15 protein-coding genes are annotated in these 16,537 nt (G+C 34.3%); 4 read left to right on the top strand and 11 right to left on the bottom strand.

Annotated features, from left to right (window positions below; all coding sequences use genetic code 11):
- Positions 1-4 precede the first annotated feature (4 nt).
- The 4 genes from JC605_RS09730 to JC605_RS09715 form a co-directional block, all read right to left on the bottom strand.
- On the bottom strand, positions 5-1,108 hold the full coding sequence (locus JC605_RS09730; RefSeq protein WP_198855985.1) for a FecR family protein: 1,104 nt from the start codon (positions 1,106-1,108) through the stop codon (positions 5-7).
- A 67-nt stretch (positions 1,109-1,175) separates the two neighbouring features.
- Positions 1,176-1,775 carry an RNA polymerase sigma-70 factor gene (locus JC605_RS09725; RefSeq protein WP_198855984.1) on the bottom strand — a complete coding sequence of 200 codons (600 nt, stop codon included), beginning with the start codon at positions 1,773-1,775 and terminating at the stop codon, positions 1,176-1,178.
- 225 nt (positions 1,776-2,000) lie between these two features.
- Positions 2,001-2,618, bottom strand: coding sequence for a hypothetical protein (locus tag JC605_RS09720; RefSeq protein WP_198855983.1), 618 nt, complete (start codon positions 2,616-2,618; stop codon positions 2,001-2,003).
- Between the two features lie 203 nt (positions 2,619-2,821).
- On the bottom strand, positions 2,822-3,253 hold the full coding sequence (locus JC605_RS09715) for a DUF1810 domain-containing protein (RefSeq protein ID WP_198855982.1): 432 nt from the start codon (positions 3,251-3,253) through the stop codon (positions 2,822-2,824).
- A gap of 362 nt (positions 3,254-3,615) precedes the next feature.
- Here JC605_RS09715 and JC605_RS09710 point away from each other — a divergent pair, with 362 nt between their 5' ends.
- Complete coding sequence (locus tag JC605_RS09710; protein WP_198855981.1) at positions 3,616-4,365, top strand: 4-hydroxy-tetrahydrodipicolinate reductase; 750 nt, start codon at positions 3,616-3,618, stop codon at positions 4,363-4,365.
- Positions 4,366-4,581: 216 nt separating this feature from the next.
- Here the strand turns inward: JC605_RS09710 and JC605_RS09705 are convergent, their stop codons facing one another.
- From JC605_RS09705 to JC605_RS09695, 3 genes are all read right to left on the bottom strand, one after another.
- Entirely contained in the window at positions 4,582-5,328 is a 747-nt protein-coding gene (locus tag JC605_RS09705; protein WP_198855980.1) for a succinate dehydrogenase/fumarate reductase iron-sulfur subunit, read from the bottom strand.
- A 75-nt stretch (positions 5,329-5,403) separates the two neighbouring features.
- A complete protein-coding gene (locus JC605_RS09700) occupies positions 5,404-7,314 on the bottom strand; it encodes a fumarate reductase/succinate dehydrogenase flavoprotein subunit (RefSeq protein ID WP_198855979.1) in 1,911 nt (636 codons plus the stop codon).
- Between the two features lie 211 nt (positions 7,315-7,525).
- Positions 7,526-8,803 (bottom strand): acetyl-CoA C-acetyltransferase, encoded by a 1,278-nt coding sequence (locus tag JC605_RS09695; protein ID WP_198855978.1) that lies wholly within the window; start codon positions 8,801-8,803, stop codon positions 7,526-7,528.
- Positions 8,804-9,039: 236 nt separating this feature from the next.
- Between JC605_RS09695 and JC605_RS09690 the strand changes: the two genes are divergently transcribed.
- On the top strand, positions 9,040-11,439 hold the full coding sequence (locus JC605_RS09690) for a TonB-dependent receptor (RefSeq protein WP_198855977.1): 2,400 nt from the start codon (positions 9,040-9,042) through the stop codon (positions 11,437-11,439).
- Between the two features lie 485 nt (positions 11,440-11,924).
- Here JC605_RS09690 and JC605_RS09685 read toward each other — a convergent pair whose 3' ends face one another.
- From JC605_RS09685 to JC605_RS09675, 3 genes are all read right to left on the bottom strand, one after another.
- Positions 11,925-12,947: an LLM class flavin-dependent oxidoreductase gene (locus tag JC605_RS09685; protein WP_198855976.1), complete on the bottom strand. Its 1,023-nt coding sequence runs from the start codon at positions 12,945-12,947 to the stop codon at positions 11,925-11,927.
- Positions 12,948-13,011: 64 nt separating this feature from the next.
- Complete coding sequence (locus JC605_RS09680; protein WP_198855975.1) at positions 13,012-13,419, bottom strand: DUF1634 domain-containing protein; 408 nt, start codon at positions 13,417-13,419, stop codon at positions 13,012-13,014.
- Positions 13,406-14,242 (bottom strand): sulfite exporter TauE/SafE family protein, encoded by an 837-nt coding sequence (locus tag JC605_RS09675; protein ID WP_198855974.1) that lies wholly within the window; start codon positions 14,240-14,242, stop codon positions 13,406-13,408. Before JC605_RS09675 ends, JC605_RS09680 begins: the two co-directional genes overlap by 14 nt.
- A gap of 303 nt (positions 14,243-14,545) precedes the next feature.
- Here JC605_RS09675 and JC605_RS09670 point away from each other — a divergent pair, with 303 nt between their 5' ends.
- Complete coding sequence (locus JC605_RS09670; protein WP_198855973.1) at positions 14,546-15,409, top strand: AraC family transcriptional regulator; 864 nt, start codon at positions 14,546-14,548, stop codon at positions 15,407-15,409.
- A gap of 99 nt (positions 15,410-15,508) precedes the next feature.
- Positions 15,509-16,009 carry a hypothetical protein gene (locus JC605_RS09665; RefSeq protein WP_198855972.1) on the top strand — a complete coding sequence of 167 codons (501 nt, stop codon included), beginning with the start codon at positions 15,509-15,511 and terminating at the stop codon, positions 16,007-16,009.
- Positions 16,010-16,101: 92 nt separating this feature from the next.
- On the opposite strand, the gene JC605_RS09660 is transcribed toward JC605_RS09665, so the two are convergent.
- The gene (locus tag JC605_RS09660; RefSeq protein WP_198855971.1) at positions 16,102-16,536 is read right to left on the bottom strand and encodes a DoxX family membrane protein; all 435 of its coding nucleotides are present in this window, start codon (positions 16,534-16,536) and stop codon (positions 16,102-16,104) included.
- Position 16,537: the final 1 nt, after the last annotated feature.

Below are 16,537 nucleotides of genomic sequence, written 5' to 3'. Positions count from 1 at the left end.
TTATTTATCGCGGATTGGTGATTGTAATGGTTTTTTGTTGAATAGAATAATTAAAAGGCGTGTCACGTTTTAGCAGGTCTAAAATGTTCTCGACACTAGATTCGCTGATTTTAATCGTACCCGTAAAATTCTGTTTGGCCAAATCAGAATTTTCGTTGATAATTTCAACATCATAAGTACGCTGAATAATTTTAGCGATTGTAGAAAATGGAGTGTCTTTAAAAGCAAGTTCGCCTTTTGTCCAGGCAGCGTAAAAGGTTGGATCGACTTCTTTTAAGACCAGTTTTTTAGAATTATTTTGCCATGTAGCCATTTGGTTTGGCTCTAGCAAAATAGCATTAGAAGGATTAACAGCTTCAGACATTCGAATGCTTCCTTCAATTAATGTACTATTAACTGTAGGATTTTCAGGATAAGCGCTCACATTAAATGTTGTCCCGAGAACTTCGATGTCTGCCTGATTTGCATGAACAATGAACGGATGCATTTTGTCTTTGGCAACTTCAAAAAATGCTTCACCAGTTAAGTAAACATTTCTATTTCCGTTTAAGCCAAATTGCTCCGGATAGCGTAAAGTTGTTCCAGAATTTAAACTCACAACGGTACCATCTGAAAGTTTAAGTTTGAAACGTTTTCCGTACGGAATTGAAAGCGTATTATAAATTACTTTATGATCGTGAACTTTGCCAAAGTAAACAATCTCGGTCGGAAATTTTTTGGCAATCAAATCGCCTTTGTCATTTAAAAGAGTAGTCTGGTTTTTTCCTGAGAAATATTCCAGACGGCCGTCGCCCAATTCTAGAACAATTTCTTTTGGAGTTTCTGGCTGACCATTAAATAAATAAATAGTCGTACCCAAACCTAGAAATACTAAAAATACTGCAGCATATTGTAAATACTGTCTGATTTTGTTTTTCGGTTTCATTTGAATGACCGGAATAGTTTCAATTGTTAAATCGGAAGAAAGTGTGCTTAATGCCCAAATTTTCTTAGTCTTTAAAAATTGCTGTTTGTTTTCTTCAGATGCTTCAATCCAATCAAAAAGTGCCTGAACTTCTTGTTCTGAAGCTTCGTTAGAAAGGTATTTATTTATTATTTCCGATGTCATATATGCTTTTTAAAACTTCTCGCCATTATAAGTACACCTCAGAATTAAAATACCCTACCTTTTATTCTTAATTATTATAAATAAGGATAAAAATCAAGAACAAATAATCAGATAATTTGGTTTTTAAAATCTTTAAAGCCTTTGTCATATGGGCTTCAACAGCTTTTAAAGAAACTCCCAACTCTTCGGCGATTTCTGCATTTTTTTTATTCTCGAAACGTTTTTTGATGAAAACTTCTCGAGTTTTAGGAGGCAATTCGCTGATAGATTCCTGAATTATTCGTTCTAATTCGGTTAATTCTAAAGTGTCGAACTGAATCGAATTTAAAACTTCGATATCTAATTCTCTTTCTTTGTGGTTTAAGAGGTCATTTTTGAATTTATCCTTCACTTTATTATGACGAATTAAATTCAAGCATTTTGATTTGGCATAAGTAAATAAGAAAGCTTGAATTCCGTTAACAGATTCTACGTTTTCTTTATTTTGCCATAGATGTAGTAAGGCTTCCTGAGCAAGATTTTCAGCTTCGTCTTGATCATAAATAAACTGAACGCTGAAAGACTGGATTCTTCTAAAATATTTGTCGTAAAAAAACTTAAATGCAGTTTCGTCGCCTTCCTTAAAGGAAAGAAAAAGATCTAATTCGAAACGGGCATTATTGTTCATTAAATGAAATTTACTTTGAAAAAAGCAATAGAGGGTAAGTTTAAAGAATTACTCAATTTTGCTCAGAAAGCGGCAAATATAAAAGTTTATTTATATTAATTCTAAATAAAATAAAATTATTACTCGTTTCTCAAAAAATTATTCAGAATAGGTTTAGAAAGAGATTCTTTTTGATGAAAACTTTCAAAAAAAAACTCCCAATTATAACGATTGGGAGTTCTTAGTTTAATTTAGAATTACACATACTCTTTGAGATAAATGCCTTGCTAGTTCAGGAATATTATTGTCTGAGACAATATACGGGATGAGCTTTCTCTTCTCGATGATTTTTTCTTTTGAATAAACGAGATTAAAATATTCTTTAGGTTCATTAATATTTTCTTCCGTTTTAGGAATCTCCTCGTAATAGTAAAGCGATTTTTTTAACGAAGGATATTTTTTTAAAAGATAATCGTTTGCAGTATGTCCACCTTCCTTATTTAAATCTTCACGTAAAATTCCTGTTACCGTAACTTTTTTGATATTGCGTTTAAAACTTCTATAAGTCTCCCTTGGCATTGAAAAATCAGAAGATTTGTTAGTTCCTTTTTCAGATAATTTGCGAACTATCGAAAAACGTACATAATCGCCATTTATTTCGGTGACTTTAAAAACAAAATATTTTTTTGCTGTTCCACTATTTCCATTTTCATCTCTTTGTTTGCTAAAAACAAAACTTCCTAGTTTTAGTTTATGCTCTGGAGTTTCCATAGCTTCTTTCCATAGATAAGGTTTATAAACCGTTTCTCTGAATACATAAATTGCAAGGACTAATAAAATGCTTATAAAAAGTAGTTTTTTCATTAATTTTAATTTGTGCAAATATTGTTTTGTTGAGATTTTTCTAAAAATTTGGCCAAAAATAGTAAAATGGCAGTTTATTTTACATTAAAGTTTGTTAAGTTTTTTAAAATGAGTTTTATCCAAAAAGAAAGACACTAAAGCCTTGTTAAAAAGGTCTTTACAGACTTATTTATCTTATTTGTCAATTCTATATTTCTAAAATTTTAAAGATTGCTATATAATAGCTGCAGCGTATGAAAATCAGATGAACCATCGAAATATTTATGCAGGACTTCCTGAAAAATTGGTTCGCTGTTTTGAACACTTGCAAACAAAGTCATACACGATTGAAGCTTTTCTATATCAATACTTTCGAAAATATCAGCAACATTTTCTTCTTTTTTGACAAGTTCTGAGGTAATTTCTACAAGATGTTTTCCTAGAATTGGATGCTCAAGAAAGGCAATTGCTTCATCAGCATTTTTGATTTCGTAAAATTTAGAAGTATCACTCGAACCCATTCCTTTTATTTGAGGAAAAATAAACCACATCCAAGGAGATTCTTTTTTGCCATTTTTGATTTCGTCCAGAGCTGTTAAATACAATTTGTTTTGAGCATCAAGAAAACGAAGTAATCCATTGTTATTGTAAGCCATTATTTACGATATTAATTTGGGGATATCAGGTCATAAATCTAGTTAAAATATGTTTACTTGTATATCATCAAATCTTTTTTTTAAAGTCATTTTTTAACATTTTAAATAGAATAATTTAAAAGAACGTTTAAGTGTATTATATGACGCTTGCATCTTGTATTAACAAATGGAATCGTACTAATAACTATTTTTATTGTTATAAAATGAAGATTTTGTTGGTTATTCTGTTATGATTTTCCTATTTTTATGAACAGGCGGTTCTAAAACTGCCTTAAAAAATTAAAATTAGGATTGATATTGGCCACTTTACAATATCAATATTTTCAACCGGGCACGCTTCGCCCATAAAAAAATAAATGCTTATGAAAATAGGATTAATCGGATTCGGAAAAACTGGAAAATCAGTAGCTTCAATACTATTAGAAAATAAAAAATTCAGCCTTGAATGGGTTTTAAGACAAAGCAATGTTTTGGAACACAGATCGGTTCCTGAGTTTTTTGGAATCCAGTCAGATGAACCCGGATTAATCTATTCTAGTTCTCATACCTCTGTTGAAGAATTATTAGAAAAACATCCGGTAGATGTAATTATCGATTTTTCTTCTAACGAAGGAATTTATACTTATGGAGAAACAGCAGCAAAATATAAAGTAAAAATTATTTCGGCAATTTCCCATTACAAGGAAAAAGAACTAAAATTACTCAAGAAACTATCAGATAAAACAACAGTATTTTGGTCACCAAATATTACGTTGGGAGTTAACTATTTATTGTTTGCAGCGAAATTTTTAAAGAAAATTGCTCCTTGGGTTGATATTGAAGTAAACGAAGAGCATTTTAAAGCCAAAGAAGGAACATCTGGAACAGCAGTAAAAATTGCTGAAGCACTTGATGTCGATAAAGAAAATATAAATGTTGTTAGGGCAGGAGGAATAGTTGGTAAACACGAGGTTATTTTTGGTTTCCCTTTTCAAACCGTACGTTTAATACACGAATCGATTTCGAGAGAAGCCTTCGGAAACGGAGTCATTTTTGTAGCTGAAAATCTAAAAGGAAAAGAAAAAGGGCTTTATAATTTTGAAGATATCTTGACACCTTATTTTACGGTTTAAGTTTGTTTTTTGCCGCTAAGACACAAAGGCACTAAGTTTTTTTTAATCTCGCAAAGTTTTTTATTGAAAATAGTTGAATCGCTATTTGTCTTCCTGAGCGAAGTCGAAGGATAAGCGCAATGTATTTAAAGTATTTTTTAATCTCGCAAAGACGCAAAGTTTTAAAACTTAAAAAAGAAAAACTTTGCGTCTTTGCGTCTTTGTGGCAAAAAAAACTTATTTCCTAAAAGTCAAAGCCTTCATATATTCTAAATTCATTTTAGCAATTGAAAGCACCGAAATTCCCTGCGGACATTCGATTTCGCAGGCTCTCGTATCAGAACAAGCTCCAAAACCTTCTTCATCCATTTGTTTTGCCATCGAAACCGCACGTGTTTGGGCTTCTAATTTTCCTTGTGGCAAAAGTGCTAAATGCGTTATTTTGGCACCAACAAACAAAGCAGCGCTGGCATTTTTGCACGAAGCCACACAAGCTCCGCACCCAATACAGGCAGCAGCATCAAAAGCAGCTTCTGCAGTTTCGTATGAAATCGGAATACTGTTTGCTTCTGGCGCCTGACCCGTAGCAGCGCCAATAAAACCTCCCGAAGCAATGATAGAATCAAATGCTTTTCGGTCAATTTTTAAATCGCGTAGAACAGGAAAAGCTTTAGCGCGAAAAGGTTCAATATAAATAGTATCTCCATCCTTAAAACTTCTCATATGGAGTTGGCAGGTTGTAGTGTTTTTTAAAGGCCCGTGAGCGCGTCCGTTTATCATTACACCGCATTGACCGCAGATTCCTTCACGGCAGTCGTGATCAAATTCGATTACTCGTTCTCCATTTTGAATTAGAGATTCGTTTAAAAGATCCAACATTTCTAGAAACGACATATGTTCAGATACTCCATCAATTTCATAATCTGTCATTTCTCCTTTAGTTGAAGAATTAAACTGCCGCCATATTTTTAGATAAAGTTTCATATATAATTGTTAATTATGAATTGTTAATTATGAATGAGTATTGTGAATTAATAATTTACAATTAATATTCACCATTTATTTATAGCTTCTCACCGCAAGTTCTACCGATTCAAAGGTTAAAGGTTCTTTGTGAAGTTCTGGTTCATTATTTAAACCTTTCCATTCCCAAGCAGAAACGTAGCAGAATTCATTGTCATTGCGGACAGCTTCGCCATCAGCGGTTTGATATTCTTCTCTAAAATGTGCACCGCAGGATTCTTCACGTTGTAAGGCATCGTAACACATTAATTCGGCTAATTCTATATAATCGGCTATTCGTCCAGCTTTTTCTAGTTCGCTGTTTAAAGTATTATCTCCTGTAATTCTAAGGTCTTTTTCAAATGAAGCTTTCAGTTCACGAATTTCGATTAAGGCTTCTTCCAATTTTTTTCTGCTTCGCGAAAGACCGCATTTTTCATACAAAAGACGTCCGATTTTTTTATGGAAATAATCTGCAGAAAGTGTTCCGTTAGTATGTAAAAAGCGATCCAACTGTCTTCTCACTACTTTCTCCGCTTCTTCAAAAGCCGGATGTGAAATATCAGATTTGGGTAAATTCAATTCGCCTGCCAAATAATTCGGGATTGTATATGGCGCAATAAAATAGCCGTCGACACAAGCCTGAAGCAGCGAATTGGCACCGAGACGATTGGCTCCATGATCGGCAAAATTAGCTTCGCCTAAGGCGAACAAACCAGGAATTGTAGTCATAAGCTCATAATCAACCCAAAGTCCGCCCATTGTGAAATGTGCTGAGGGTGAAATCAGCATAGGTTCTTTATAAGCGTTTATGCCTGTGATCTTTTCGTACATCGCAAAAAGATTGCTGTATTTGGCTTCGATTTTATCTTTTCCCTGCGCTTTAATGGCATCCGAGAAATCGAGATAAATCGCATTTTTCATAGGTCCAACACCATGACCAGCATCAATTCTTTCTTTTGCTGCTCTTGAAGAAATATCTCTTGGCGCTAGATTTCCAAATGAAGGATAACGGCGTTCTAAGTAATAATCGCGTTCTTCTTCGGGAATGGCATTTGCAGTTCGTTCATCTGCGGCTTTTTTAGGAACCCAGATACGTCCGTCATTTCGAAGCGATTCCGACATTAAAGTCAATTTAGATTGGTTTTCACCATGTTGTGGAAGTGAAGTAGGGTGAAACTGAATCCAACTTACACCAGCCATGAAAGCTCCTTTTTTATACGCCCTCCAAAGTGCAGAGCTATTACAACCCATTGCCAATGTAGACAAATAATATACTTTTCCGTAACCTCCAGAAGCCAAAACTACGGCATCGGCGGCATGACGTTCTAAAATTCCTGTTTCAAGATTTCGAGCGATTATTCCTTTGGCTTTGCCATCAATAACCACGAGTTCAAGCATTTCGTGACGAGTATACAAATCAACTTTTCCTAAAAATGCTTGACGTTCTAAGGCTTGATAAGCGCCCAATAAAAGTTGTTGTCCGGTTTGGCCTCTGGCATAAAAAGTTCGAGAAACCTGAACACCTCCAAAAGATCTATTATTTAAATATCCCGCATATTCTCTTGCAAAAGGAACCCCTTGTGCAACTGCGTGGTCTATAAGATGAGCAGAACATTCGGCTAAACGATAAACATTGGCTTCACGAGATCTAAAATCGCCACCTTTTATAGTATCATAAAACATTCTATAAGTGCTATCGCCATCATTTTTGTAGTTTTTGGCAGCATTTACTCCGCCTTGAGCGGCAACAGAATGCGCGCGTCGTGGAGAATCCTGAAAGCAGAAAGATTTAATATTATATCCTTGTTCAGCAAGAGAAGCCGCGCACGAAGCGCCCGCAAGACCTGTTCCGACTACTATAATATTTAGTTTTTTTCGGTTTGCGGGATTGACTAATTTGGCTTTAGACTTGTAAAGACTCCATTTATCAGCAAGAGGACCTTCGGGTATTTTTGATTCCATCATTTTTAGTGGTTTAAAATGAATTGATACAAAAGCTTAAATAGAAAACTAAATTTAGTATAAAATATTGATATTTAGCTGTTTTTGTATGAATATATTTAAATAAAAAATGGATTTTAAGTACAGTTACATGTTTACATTTTTCACGCAGATTAAAAAGATTTAAGCTGATTATTGCAGATTTATAAAATTGAATTGAAATATTTTTAAAAAATTATTTTTCGATTATCATGGTAACTCCTTGACCGCCTGCAGCACAAATAGAAATTAAGCCTCTTCCTGAACCTTTTTCGTTCAATAATTTGGCCATTACGCCAATAATTCTTCCGCCAGTTGCGGCAAATGGGTGAGCGGCTGCTAAGCTGCTTCCTTTTACGTTCAATTTATTTTGATCTATTGCGCCTAACGTTTTCTTTAAGCCAATTTCGGCACTTAATTCAGGACTTTCCCAAATTTTTAAAGTTGCTAAAGTCTGAGCAGCAAAAGCTTCGTGAATTTCGTAATAATCAAAATCTTGCAGGTTTAATTCCGCTTTTTCTAACATTCTTGAAGCTGCAAATAAAGGTGCCAATAGTAGATTCTGTTGATTTTTAACGTATTCAATTGCTGCAATTTCTGCAAAAGTTATGTAAGCTAAAATAGGAAGTCCTTGCTCTTTTGCCCATTCTTCGTTAGCCAGAAGAATGCAAGAAGCTCCATCTGTTAAAGGTGTTGAATTTCCGGCGGTCAAAGTACCATTTACTTTATCAAAGGCTGGTCTTAATTTCGCTAATTTTTCAATTGTACTGTCTCTTCTAAGATTATTGTCTTTATCCAATCCGTTGAAAGGTGTAATCATATCATCAAAAAAGCCTTCATCATAAGCTTTTGCCATATTCAAATGACTTCTTAAAGCAAACTCATCTTGGTCTTCACGCGAAATTTTATAATATTTTGCTGTAATCTCAGTATGTCCGCCCATAGAGAGTCCAGTTTGCGATTCCTCATTTTTAGGAACCAATGGACTAAGATCTTTTGGACGAAGTTTTAAAAACGTTTTGATTTTCTCACCCAAAGACTTTGCTTGTCTGGCTTCTAACAATATTTTTCTAAGTTTTTCGCTTACAGCAATCGGCATATCACTGATGGAATCTACACCTCCAGCAATTCCAGAATCAATTTGTCCAAGCGCAATTTTATTGGCAATATAAATAGCACTTTCAATTCCGGTATCGCAAGCCTGCTGCAAATCACATGCAGGTGTTGCAGGATCTAGACTGGTTTGCATGACGCATTCTCGAATCAAATTGTTGTCATAAGTATGTTTAATTACTGCACCTCCCGCAACTTCGCCTAATAATTTTCCTTTTAGATTGTATTTATCAATAAGACCATTGAGTGCAGCGGTCATCATTTCTTTATTTCCCACATTAGAATAGGCTGTATTAGCTCTTGCAAAAGGAATTCTGTTATAGCCTACAATGGCAACTTTTCTTATTGTATTTGATTTCATATCAGGAAGTTATTTGTTTTTGGTTTTGAAATTTCGAAATATAAAGATAGAAATAGATTTTGGTTTCCTTCTTAATGCAGATTAAGATTATCAGGAAATAACTGAGAATTAAAGTTTTTAGAATTATTTCTACTGATCTTCTTTATTTTGTTGTATTTATTTAGAATGGATAAAAATAATTTGGAAAAGTTGAGATTAGCACATACTTTTGTCGCTCAATTTAAAATCAAAACCAAATGAAAATAATTTTTAATCCAAAAGTTTACTTTTTCGTACTGCTTTTGAGCTCATTAAATATGATGGCGCAACAGCTTGGAACTGTAAACGGGAAAGTTTCTTTGAGTGGCAATAAACCTGCAGAAAATATTGCTGTAGCTTTAAAAGGAACAAAATATTCAGATATTACGACTGTTTCAGGACATTACGAAATTAAAAATGTAAAACCAGGAACTTATACTATCGTATTAAATGGAGTAGGAATTCAGCCTATTGAGGATAAAATCGTAGTTAATTCAAAACAAGTGACAACTAAGAATTTTTCTCTTTCAGAAAGCCAGGAAGATCTTGATGAAGTAGTGATTAAAAAGAATAAATACAAGCAAGATAAGCCTTCATTGTCATTACGTCTTCAAACACCAGTTTTAGAAATTCCTCAAAACATACAAATTGTAAGTGGTCAAACCTTAAAAGATCAGCAAATTACAAGTATGAGCGACGGTGTAATCCGAAATGTGAGTGGTGCTGTACGTTTGGAGCATTGGGGAGATTTGTATACCAATATTACAATGAGAGGTTCTCAAATTCAGGCTTTTAGAAACGGATTTAATGTAGTTTCTTCTTTCTGGGGACCATTAACGGAAGATATGAGTTTTGTAGATCATATTGAGTTTGTAAAAGGTCCAGCAGGATTCATGCTTTCAAGCGGAGATCCAAGCGGATTGTATAATGTGGTGACTAAAAAACCGACAGGAGTTACAAAAGGCGAAGTAAGTGTTCTTGGCGGAAGTTATGATTTTTATAGAGTGAGTGTCGATCTTGACGGAAAATTAGATAAAAAAGGAAAATTGCTTTATAGATTTAATGGAGCAGCACAAAAGAAAGGTTCTCATCGTCCGTTTGAGCACAATGACCGTTATGTTATTGCGCCAGTTATTTCATACCAATTTGATGATAGAACAAAATTGACTTTTGAGTATAATTTTCAATATGCAAACATGACAGAAGTTGGTTCTTACTATGTTTTTGGACCTAAAGCGGGTGGTTATGCTACTTTGCCACGTGATTTTACTATGACGGCGCCAGGTTTGCCAGATACTAATATTCAAGATCACAGTGGTTATTTGCAATTTGAACATAAATTTGACGAAAACTGGAAATTGACAGCTCAGACTTCTTATTTCAAATATATTCAACAAGGATATAGTTCTTGGCCATCTGCTGTAGGGCCAGCAACAACTGCAAATGGAGACATTGGTAACGGAGATATTATTAGAAATGTGGGTATTTGGGATGCAGATAGTAATATGTTTTTGGGACAAATTTTCGTGAATGGAAAATTTAATACAGGAGCCATTTCTCATAAAGTTTTGGGAGGTGTAGATTTAGGTGACAAAGATTATATGGCAGATTGGGGACAGTCTCATGATCTTGATACTGTTGATAATCCTTTTAACATTTATAACCCTAATTATGGAACTCCTTCGAATGGTTTTCCGCAATTTGATCACGATACACCTTTAAGCCAAAGAGCAGGAGGACTTTATGGATCAAAATATGCAGCAGGATATATTCAGGATGAACTTGGATTTTTTGAAAATAAGCTGAGAGTAACACTTGCAGCAAGATATACATGGATTAAACAGACTAGCAGCTATGACGACCCACAAGAAGATAGTCATATTACACCACGTTTTGGAGTAAGCTATTCTATCACTAATGATTTTGCTGTTTACGGGTTATACGATCAAGCTTTTACACCGCAATCTGGTGTTGTTAGAGATGGTGAGTTGAAGCCATTAACAGGTAATAACGTTGAATTTGGTATCAAAAAAGATTGGTTTGACGGTTCTTGGAATACTACTTTGTCTGTTTATAATATTTTGAAAAAGAATGAATTAACTAGTGATCCTTTAAGTACTCCGTCGAATCCGACAAAAATTGTATTGGGAGAAAAAAGAGCGCAAGGGTTTGAGTTTGATTTAAGAGGAAAAATATTTGATGGTCTTAATCTTATTGCAAATTATGCTTTTACAGAATCTATTGTAACAAAATCTAATGTGGAAGGTATTGAAAAAGGTGATATTGTTCCTGGTTATTCAAAACATACTGCGAATGCATGGCTAAATTATACTATTCAAAATGGTAAATTAAAAGGATTTGGAGCTTCTATAGGCGGTACATTCCTTGATGGACGCCAAACAGATACTTGGGGTGAAGGTCTTGAAAGATTGCCTACTTACTTTAAGTTAGATGGAGGACTATCTTACGAAATTGGAAAAATTAAAGTAACAGCAAATGTATTTAATATCCTAGACAAATATCTATACAGTGGTTCTTATTATGAGTGGTTACAAGCTTACTATTGGCAGGCAGAACCAGGACGAAACTTTAGAGTTGGTCTTACTTATAAATTCTAAATTGGTTTGTTATCGTTGAAAAATTGCAAATCATAACAAAAGCATCGTCTTAATTGGCGATGCTTTTTTTTTAAGATGCTAAGATACTAAGCTTCTAAGTACAAAGGTTCTTAGAAGTGTAATTCCTTTGAATTGCCTCCAGTTTTAACTGGAGGCAACAAATAAAGATTTAAAAAAAAGGCTTTAGCCAAACTAGTGATGTTTGGCTAAAGCCTTTTAGATTTTGCTATATTTTCCATCCAGCTGAAGCTGGACGCTACTTAATTATTGGAGAGATTTTAAAATTCTATTAGTAAAACCATCTTTTCTCGCAGATTTTGCAGATCGTGCAGATTTTTTAATTCATAAATAATGATTTGCTTCATGTACCAAAATCATTTTAAATCTGCGTGAAAATTTCACAAATTTTAATAACAATAGCAATCTATAAAATAAGGAATAAAAAGAAAAAATCCTTTTAATCTGTGCAATCTGTGGCAAAAAAACTATCCCTTCTTAATCAAAGGAATCAATTTTGTGCCAATCAATTCAATCGCATTCATTAATTGTTTATGCGTTAATCCAGCATTATCCATTTGGAAAGTAAATCGATCTACGCCTCCAAGTGCCTCACTATGACGAAGGATTTTCTCTGCAGCTCTTTCTGGACCTCCAACAATTAAAACGCCTAGATCATCAATTAAACCATCAAATTTGCCTTTTGTTACAGGTGGCCAGCCTCTTTCATATCCTAATTTAGTCCATAATTCGGCATAACCGGGATAGTATTCTTCAATTGCTTTTTCTGTTGTAGTGCCCACATAGCCAGGCGAATGCAAACCGACTTTTAATTCATTTGGTTTATAACCCGCAGCTTTTCCTGCTTCACGATATAAATCAACTAAAGGTTTAAAACGATGTGTTTGTCCGCCAATAACAGCAACCATTAACGGAAGCCCAAGTGATCCAGCTCTTATAAAAGATTCTGGAGTACCGCCAACTCCAAGCCAGATAGGCAATTTCTCTTGTATTGCTCTAGGATAAACAGGTAAATTATTTATGGCAGGACGAAATTTCCCTTCCCAGTTTACAAACTCGTTGTCCCGAATCTGTAAAAGCAAGTCTAGTTTTTCGCTAAATAGCTTATCATAATCATTCAGATTAAATCCAAAAAGGGGATAAGCTTCAATAGAAGAACCACGACCAACTACAATTTCGGCTCTTCCCTTTGAAATTAAATCTAAAGTCGCAAAACTCTGATAAACTCTTACAGGATCTGCAGCACTTAAAACAGAAACAGCGCTTGCCAGTCGAATATTTTTTGTTCTTGCCGCCGCCGCACTCAAAATAACAACCGTAGCAGAATCTAAAAACTCTTTTTTATGATGTTCTCCAATTCCGAAGACATCTAGACCAGCCTGATCTGCAAATTCAATTCGCTGTAGTAGCTGTTCCATAGCATCAACACTGCTCAGAGTATTGTTATCGCCATACATTGCCGAAGCAAAACTGTCTATTCCTATTTCCATATTTTTAAATTTCAATATTTAAATTCCAAATTCTACAATCTTAAATCTAAATTCTACAATTTTTTTAATGTGAGAAACCAAAGGATATACTGATAATGATAATCAGTATTACAATTAATGTAATGCCAACGTATAAGTAATCTTTTTCCAATAAAAACGAAAATAACGAAAGCAGCACACGTAAAACAGGTGTCATAAACAAGAAAATAATTCCTGTAAATATTAATGATTCTCCGTTTCCTTGAATTGCTCCATTGTAAATTGTGGCGATTACTTCAAATATATTGCGATCATTTTCTTTAAAAACAGAATAATCCTCAATCTGATTTCCGTTATGAATCAAATAAACGATTCCGCCAATGAAGGCTACAGATAACGAAATCCAAACTCCGTAACGAAGCAAGTTTCCTATAATTGTCTGAAAATCTTTTTCTCCAAATTTTTCTTCCTGTACCATATTAGATTTTTCCATTTAGTCCGTTATAAATCATATTGATTGCCAAAACAAAAATCAAGCAGGCAAAAAATATTCTCAATTTCTTCGGATTTGTTCGTACCAATATTTTGGCTCCAGCCATAGCTCCAAACAAAACTCCAATTACAACTGGCATACAGATTCCGGGTTCAATATATCCTTTCTGAATATAAATTACAGAACTCGCCATTGCCGTAACACCCATCATAAAATTACTAGTTGTGGTAGAAACTTTAAAAGGAACACGCATAATATTGTCCATTGCAATTACTTTAAAAGCACCAGAACCAATTCCGAGCAATCCAGACATCATTCCGGCAACACCCATCATACTAAAACCGCCAATAACATTTTTGGTTCCGTATTTTACAACTTCGCCGTCGTGAGTAGGATAAGTTCCTTCTAATTTTAGCTTTTTAGCCAGCGGACTAGATTCTAGTACGATATGTTCTTCTTTTTTTCGAAGAGAATTAATAGCAGAGAAAATCAGCGTTAAACCAAACAAAACGGCTATAAAAGAAGTAGGGGCAATAGTCGAAAGCAAGGCTCCGCAAACCGCTCCAATTGTAGTGGCGATTTCGAGAAAAATTCCCATTCGCATGTTGGTGATTCCTTCTTTTACATAAGCTGCAGCAGAACCTGAAGAAGTGGCGATAACAGAGACTAAAGCAGCTCCAATGGCATAATGAATATCGACACCGAGAATAATTGTGAGAAGCGGAATGATGATAATTCCTCCGCCCAAGCCTGATAATGAACCGATAAAACCAGCTAAAAAAGCTCCTAGAATCATTATAAGCGTAAAGGTAAGTATTGTCATTTAAGATATGTTTTTGTATTTGCTAATTTACGAATACAAATTTGTTAGAAACAGCTTTATGACCTTAAATATACCTTAAAAATTTTTTTAGTTTTCAGTCTCAGTCTCAGTGTTCAGTTTTTTAGTTTTCAGTCTCAGTTAGCTTTAGAGTAGAGAAGCTTTGTCAAAGTTTCAAACTTTTACAAAGACACCTGTTCTTACTGCAAAGACCGCAAACTGAGACTGCGACTGAGACTAAAAACTGCGACTGCAAACTAAAAAAAAGGTATATTTGAAAAAACAATGATTACCAAAAAAAGAGTCTTGAAGAATAAAATCCTCACTTATTCCTTAACGCATCATAAGAGTTTGTTTTCTAATGCAGATCAGAAAGAGTATTTCTATATTCAGACAAGCGAGCATCCATATATTAGCGAACCTTATCGTGCAGAAAGTTATGCAATTGAATTTCTGAGAAAAGGAAGCATAATCATGCAGACGGGACTCGAAAAAAAAGTCGTTCATGCTCCAGCTCTTATTACTTTGGGACCATCTGTAATTAGGAGTTTTTCTAAAAACGATGACGAAATTTTAATTGATATTATATTTTTTAAGCCGCATTTTTTTCTCGAAAATCAGACAAATGTGTTTTTTCTTGCCCAATATGATTTCTTTGAAAACCATCATAGTCATTTGTCTCAACTTGCAAAAACAGATGAAAATAAATTTGAACGCATTTTTAATTTAATTAAAGAAGCATCAGAAAACAGATACAAGAATCAAGCTTCTATTTTGAGAAGTTATCTGTATATTTTAATTTATGAAATTGATGCTATTCAGGAACAAAAGAGCATTATAGAAACGCACAATCCTTTATTCGAACAGTTTAAAGAACTGCTATTTAAGGATTTTTTGAATTTTAGAACGGTACAACATTATGCTGATAAACTAAATGTAAGCCGAAAATATTTGTCTGAAGTCATTAAAAAACACAGCGGAAAGACTGCGAGTGACTGGATTAGCGAAATGGTGATTCTGGAAGCTAAAGTTTTATTGCAGCATAAAAAAATGTCCATCAATCAGATAAGCGATTTGCTCCATTTTACTGATCAATCTGCTTTTGGAAGATTCTTTAAAAACTACGAAGGAATTTCGCCTTTAGAATATCGGAAAAAACAAAACGATTAAAATAGGGTTTCCGACATTTTGTACAATTTTGAAGCCGTATCGCTCTTTTTTCGGACCTATAATCGGTACAACTTTGCTCTTTTATTAAAAGGAAAAGAAATGAGTAGAATTGCAAAATTTGTTGTCATTATTAATGATAATGTCTCTTGGATGGAAGACAAAGCCGTTCAGTTTTATACCAATTTATTTAGGGAAAAAGATTTGGGAGAAAAATATGCAGAGCAGCATCTTTCTCAAAAAGAATTGTTTCGAATTCAGAATGATTTTTCGATCGAAATTCTAATGGCATATCTTGGTGAAGCACCACAATCTTATTTAAAATTGGATTCGTCGAGAATATTAAACGAAAATCTAGGAGCGTCAAAAGCAATTAATCTAAGTGAGATTATTTATTTTGATGAAGAAGATTTAAAAGCGCTTATTAAACGTGCCGAAGAAATTGCTTACCAGCGAAAACACGATCTAATCTGGGTGAAAGCTTTTGCCATAGACAATGCTTTAATCGACAATTTACGATTATTGAATTACGAAGAATTTGATTTGGAGGAAAGCATAGAAGATCAATTTCCAAAACGAATTTATTTCCGAAAAAAGATGTGAATTGATTTTTTGGTTGATAGTTGATAGTTTTTGGTTGTTAGGAAAAATTTTTACCCCATCAACTATCAACCAAAAACCATCAACTCAAAAAGCTATATTCTATTGTCAACAGCGTAAGACGTTTTTCCAATATTAGCCAATAGTAAAGCTGCCGCACAACTTGTCCAAACAGAATAATCAAGAGGCGCTTTTACAGAAACGGAAACCGACATGGCAAAAGCAAAAAAGAACATTAAAATGGTAGTTCCTAAAGCGGCAAGTCTGGTTTTGAAACCAAATAATAGTAGAAGACTCAGTAAAACTTCAAAGAAAGTGGCAACTCCTGCAAGAACTTCTGCTGTGGCTCTGTTGGCAAAAGAATTTAGGGTTTGTGTGTAGATAACAAAGTTTTCCCAATTTCCCCAGGCGACTGCGTTAGATCCCGGTGCGCCCCAAACTCCAAATCGGTCTGCTACGGCCGAAAGCATTGTGATTCCTAAAACTATTCTTAAAATTAAACCTGCTTCTAATATTGTGATGTTTTTCATT

Origin of the sequence: Flavobacterium sp. IB48 (assembly GCF_016405855.1) — a bacterium.
GTDB classification, from domain to species: domain Bacteria; phylum Bacteroidota; class Bacteroidia; order Flavobacteriales; family Flavobacteriaceae; genus Flavobacterium; species Flavobacterium ginsengisoli.
The sequence above is the reverse complement of the archived record's forward strand: the minus strand, read 5'-3'. Positions and strand labels throughout refer to the sequence as shown.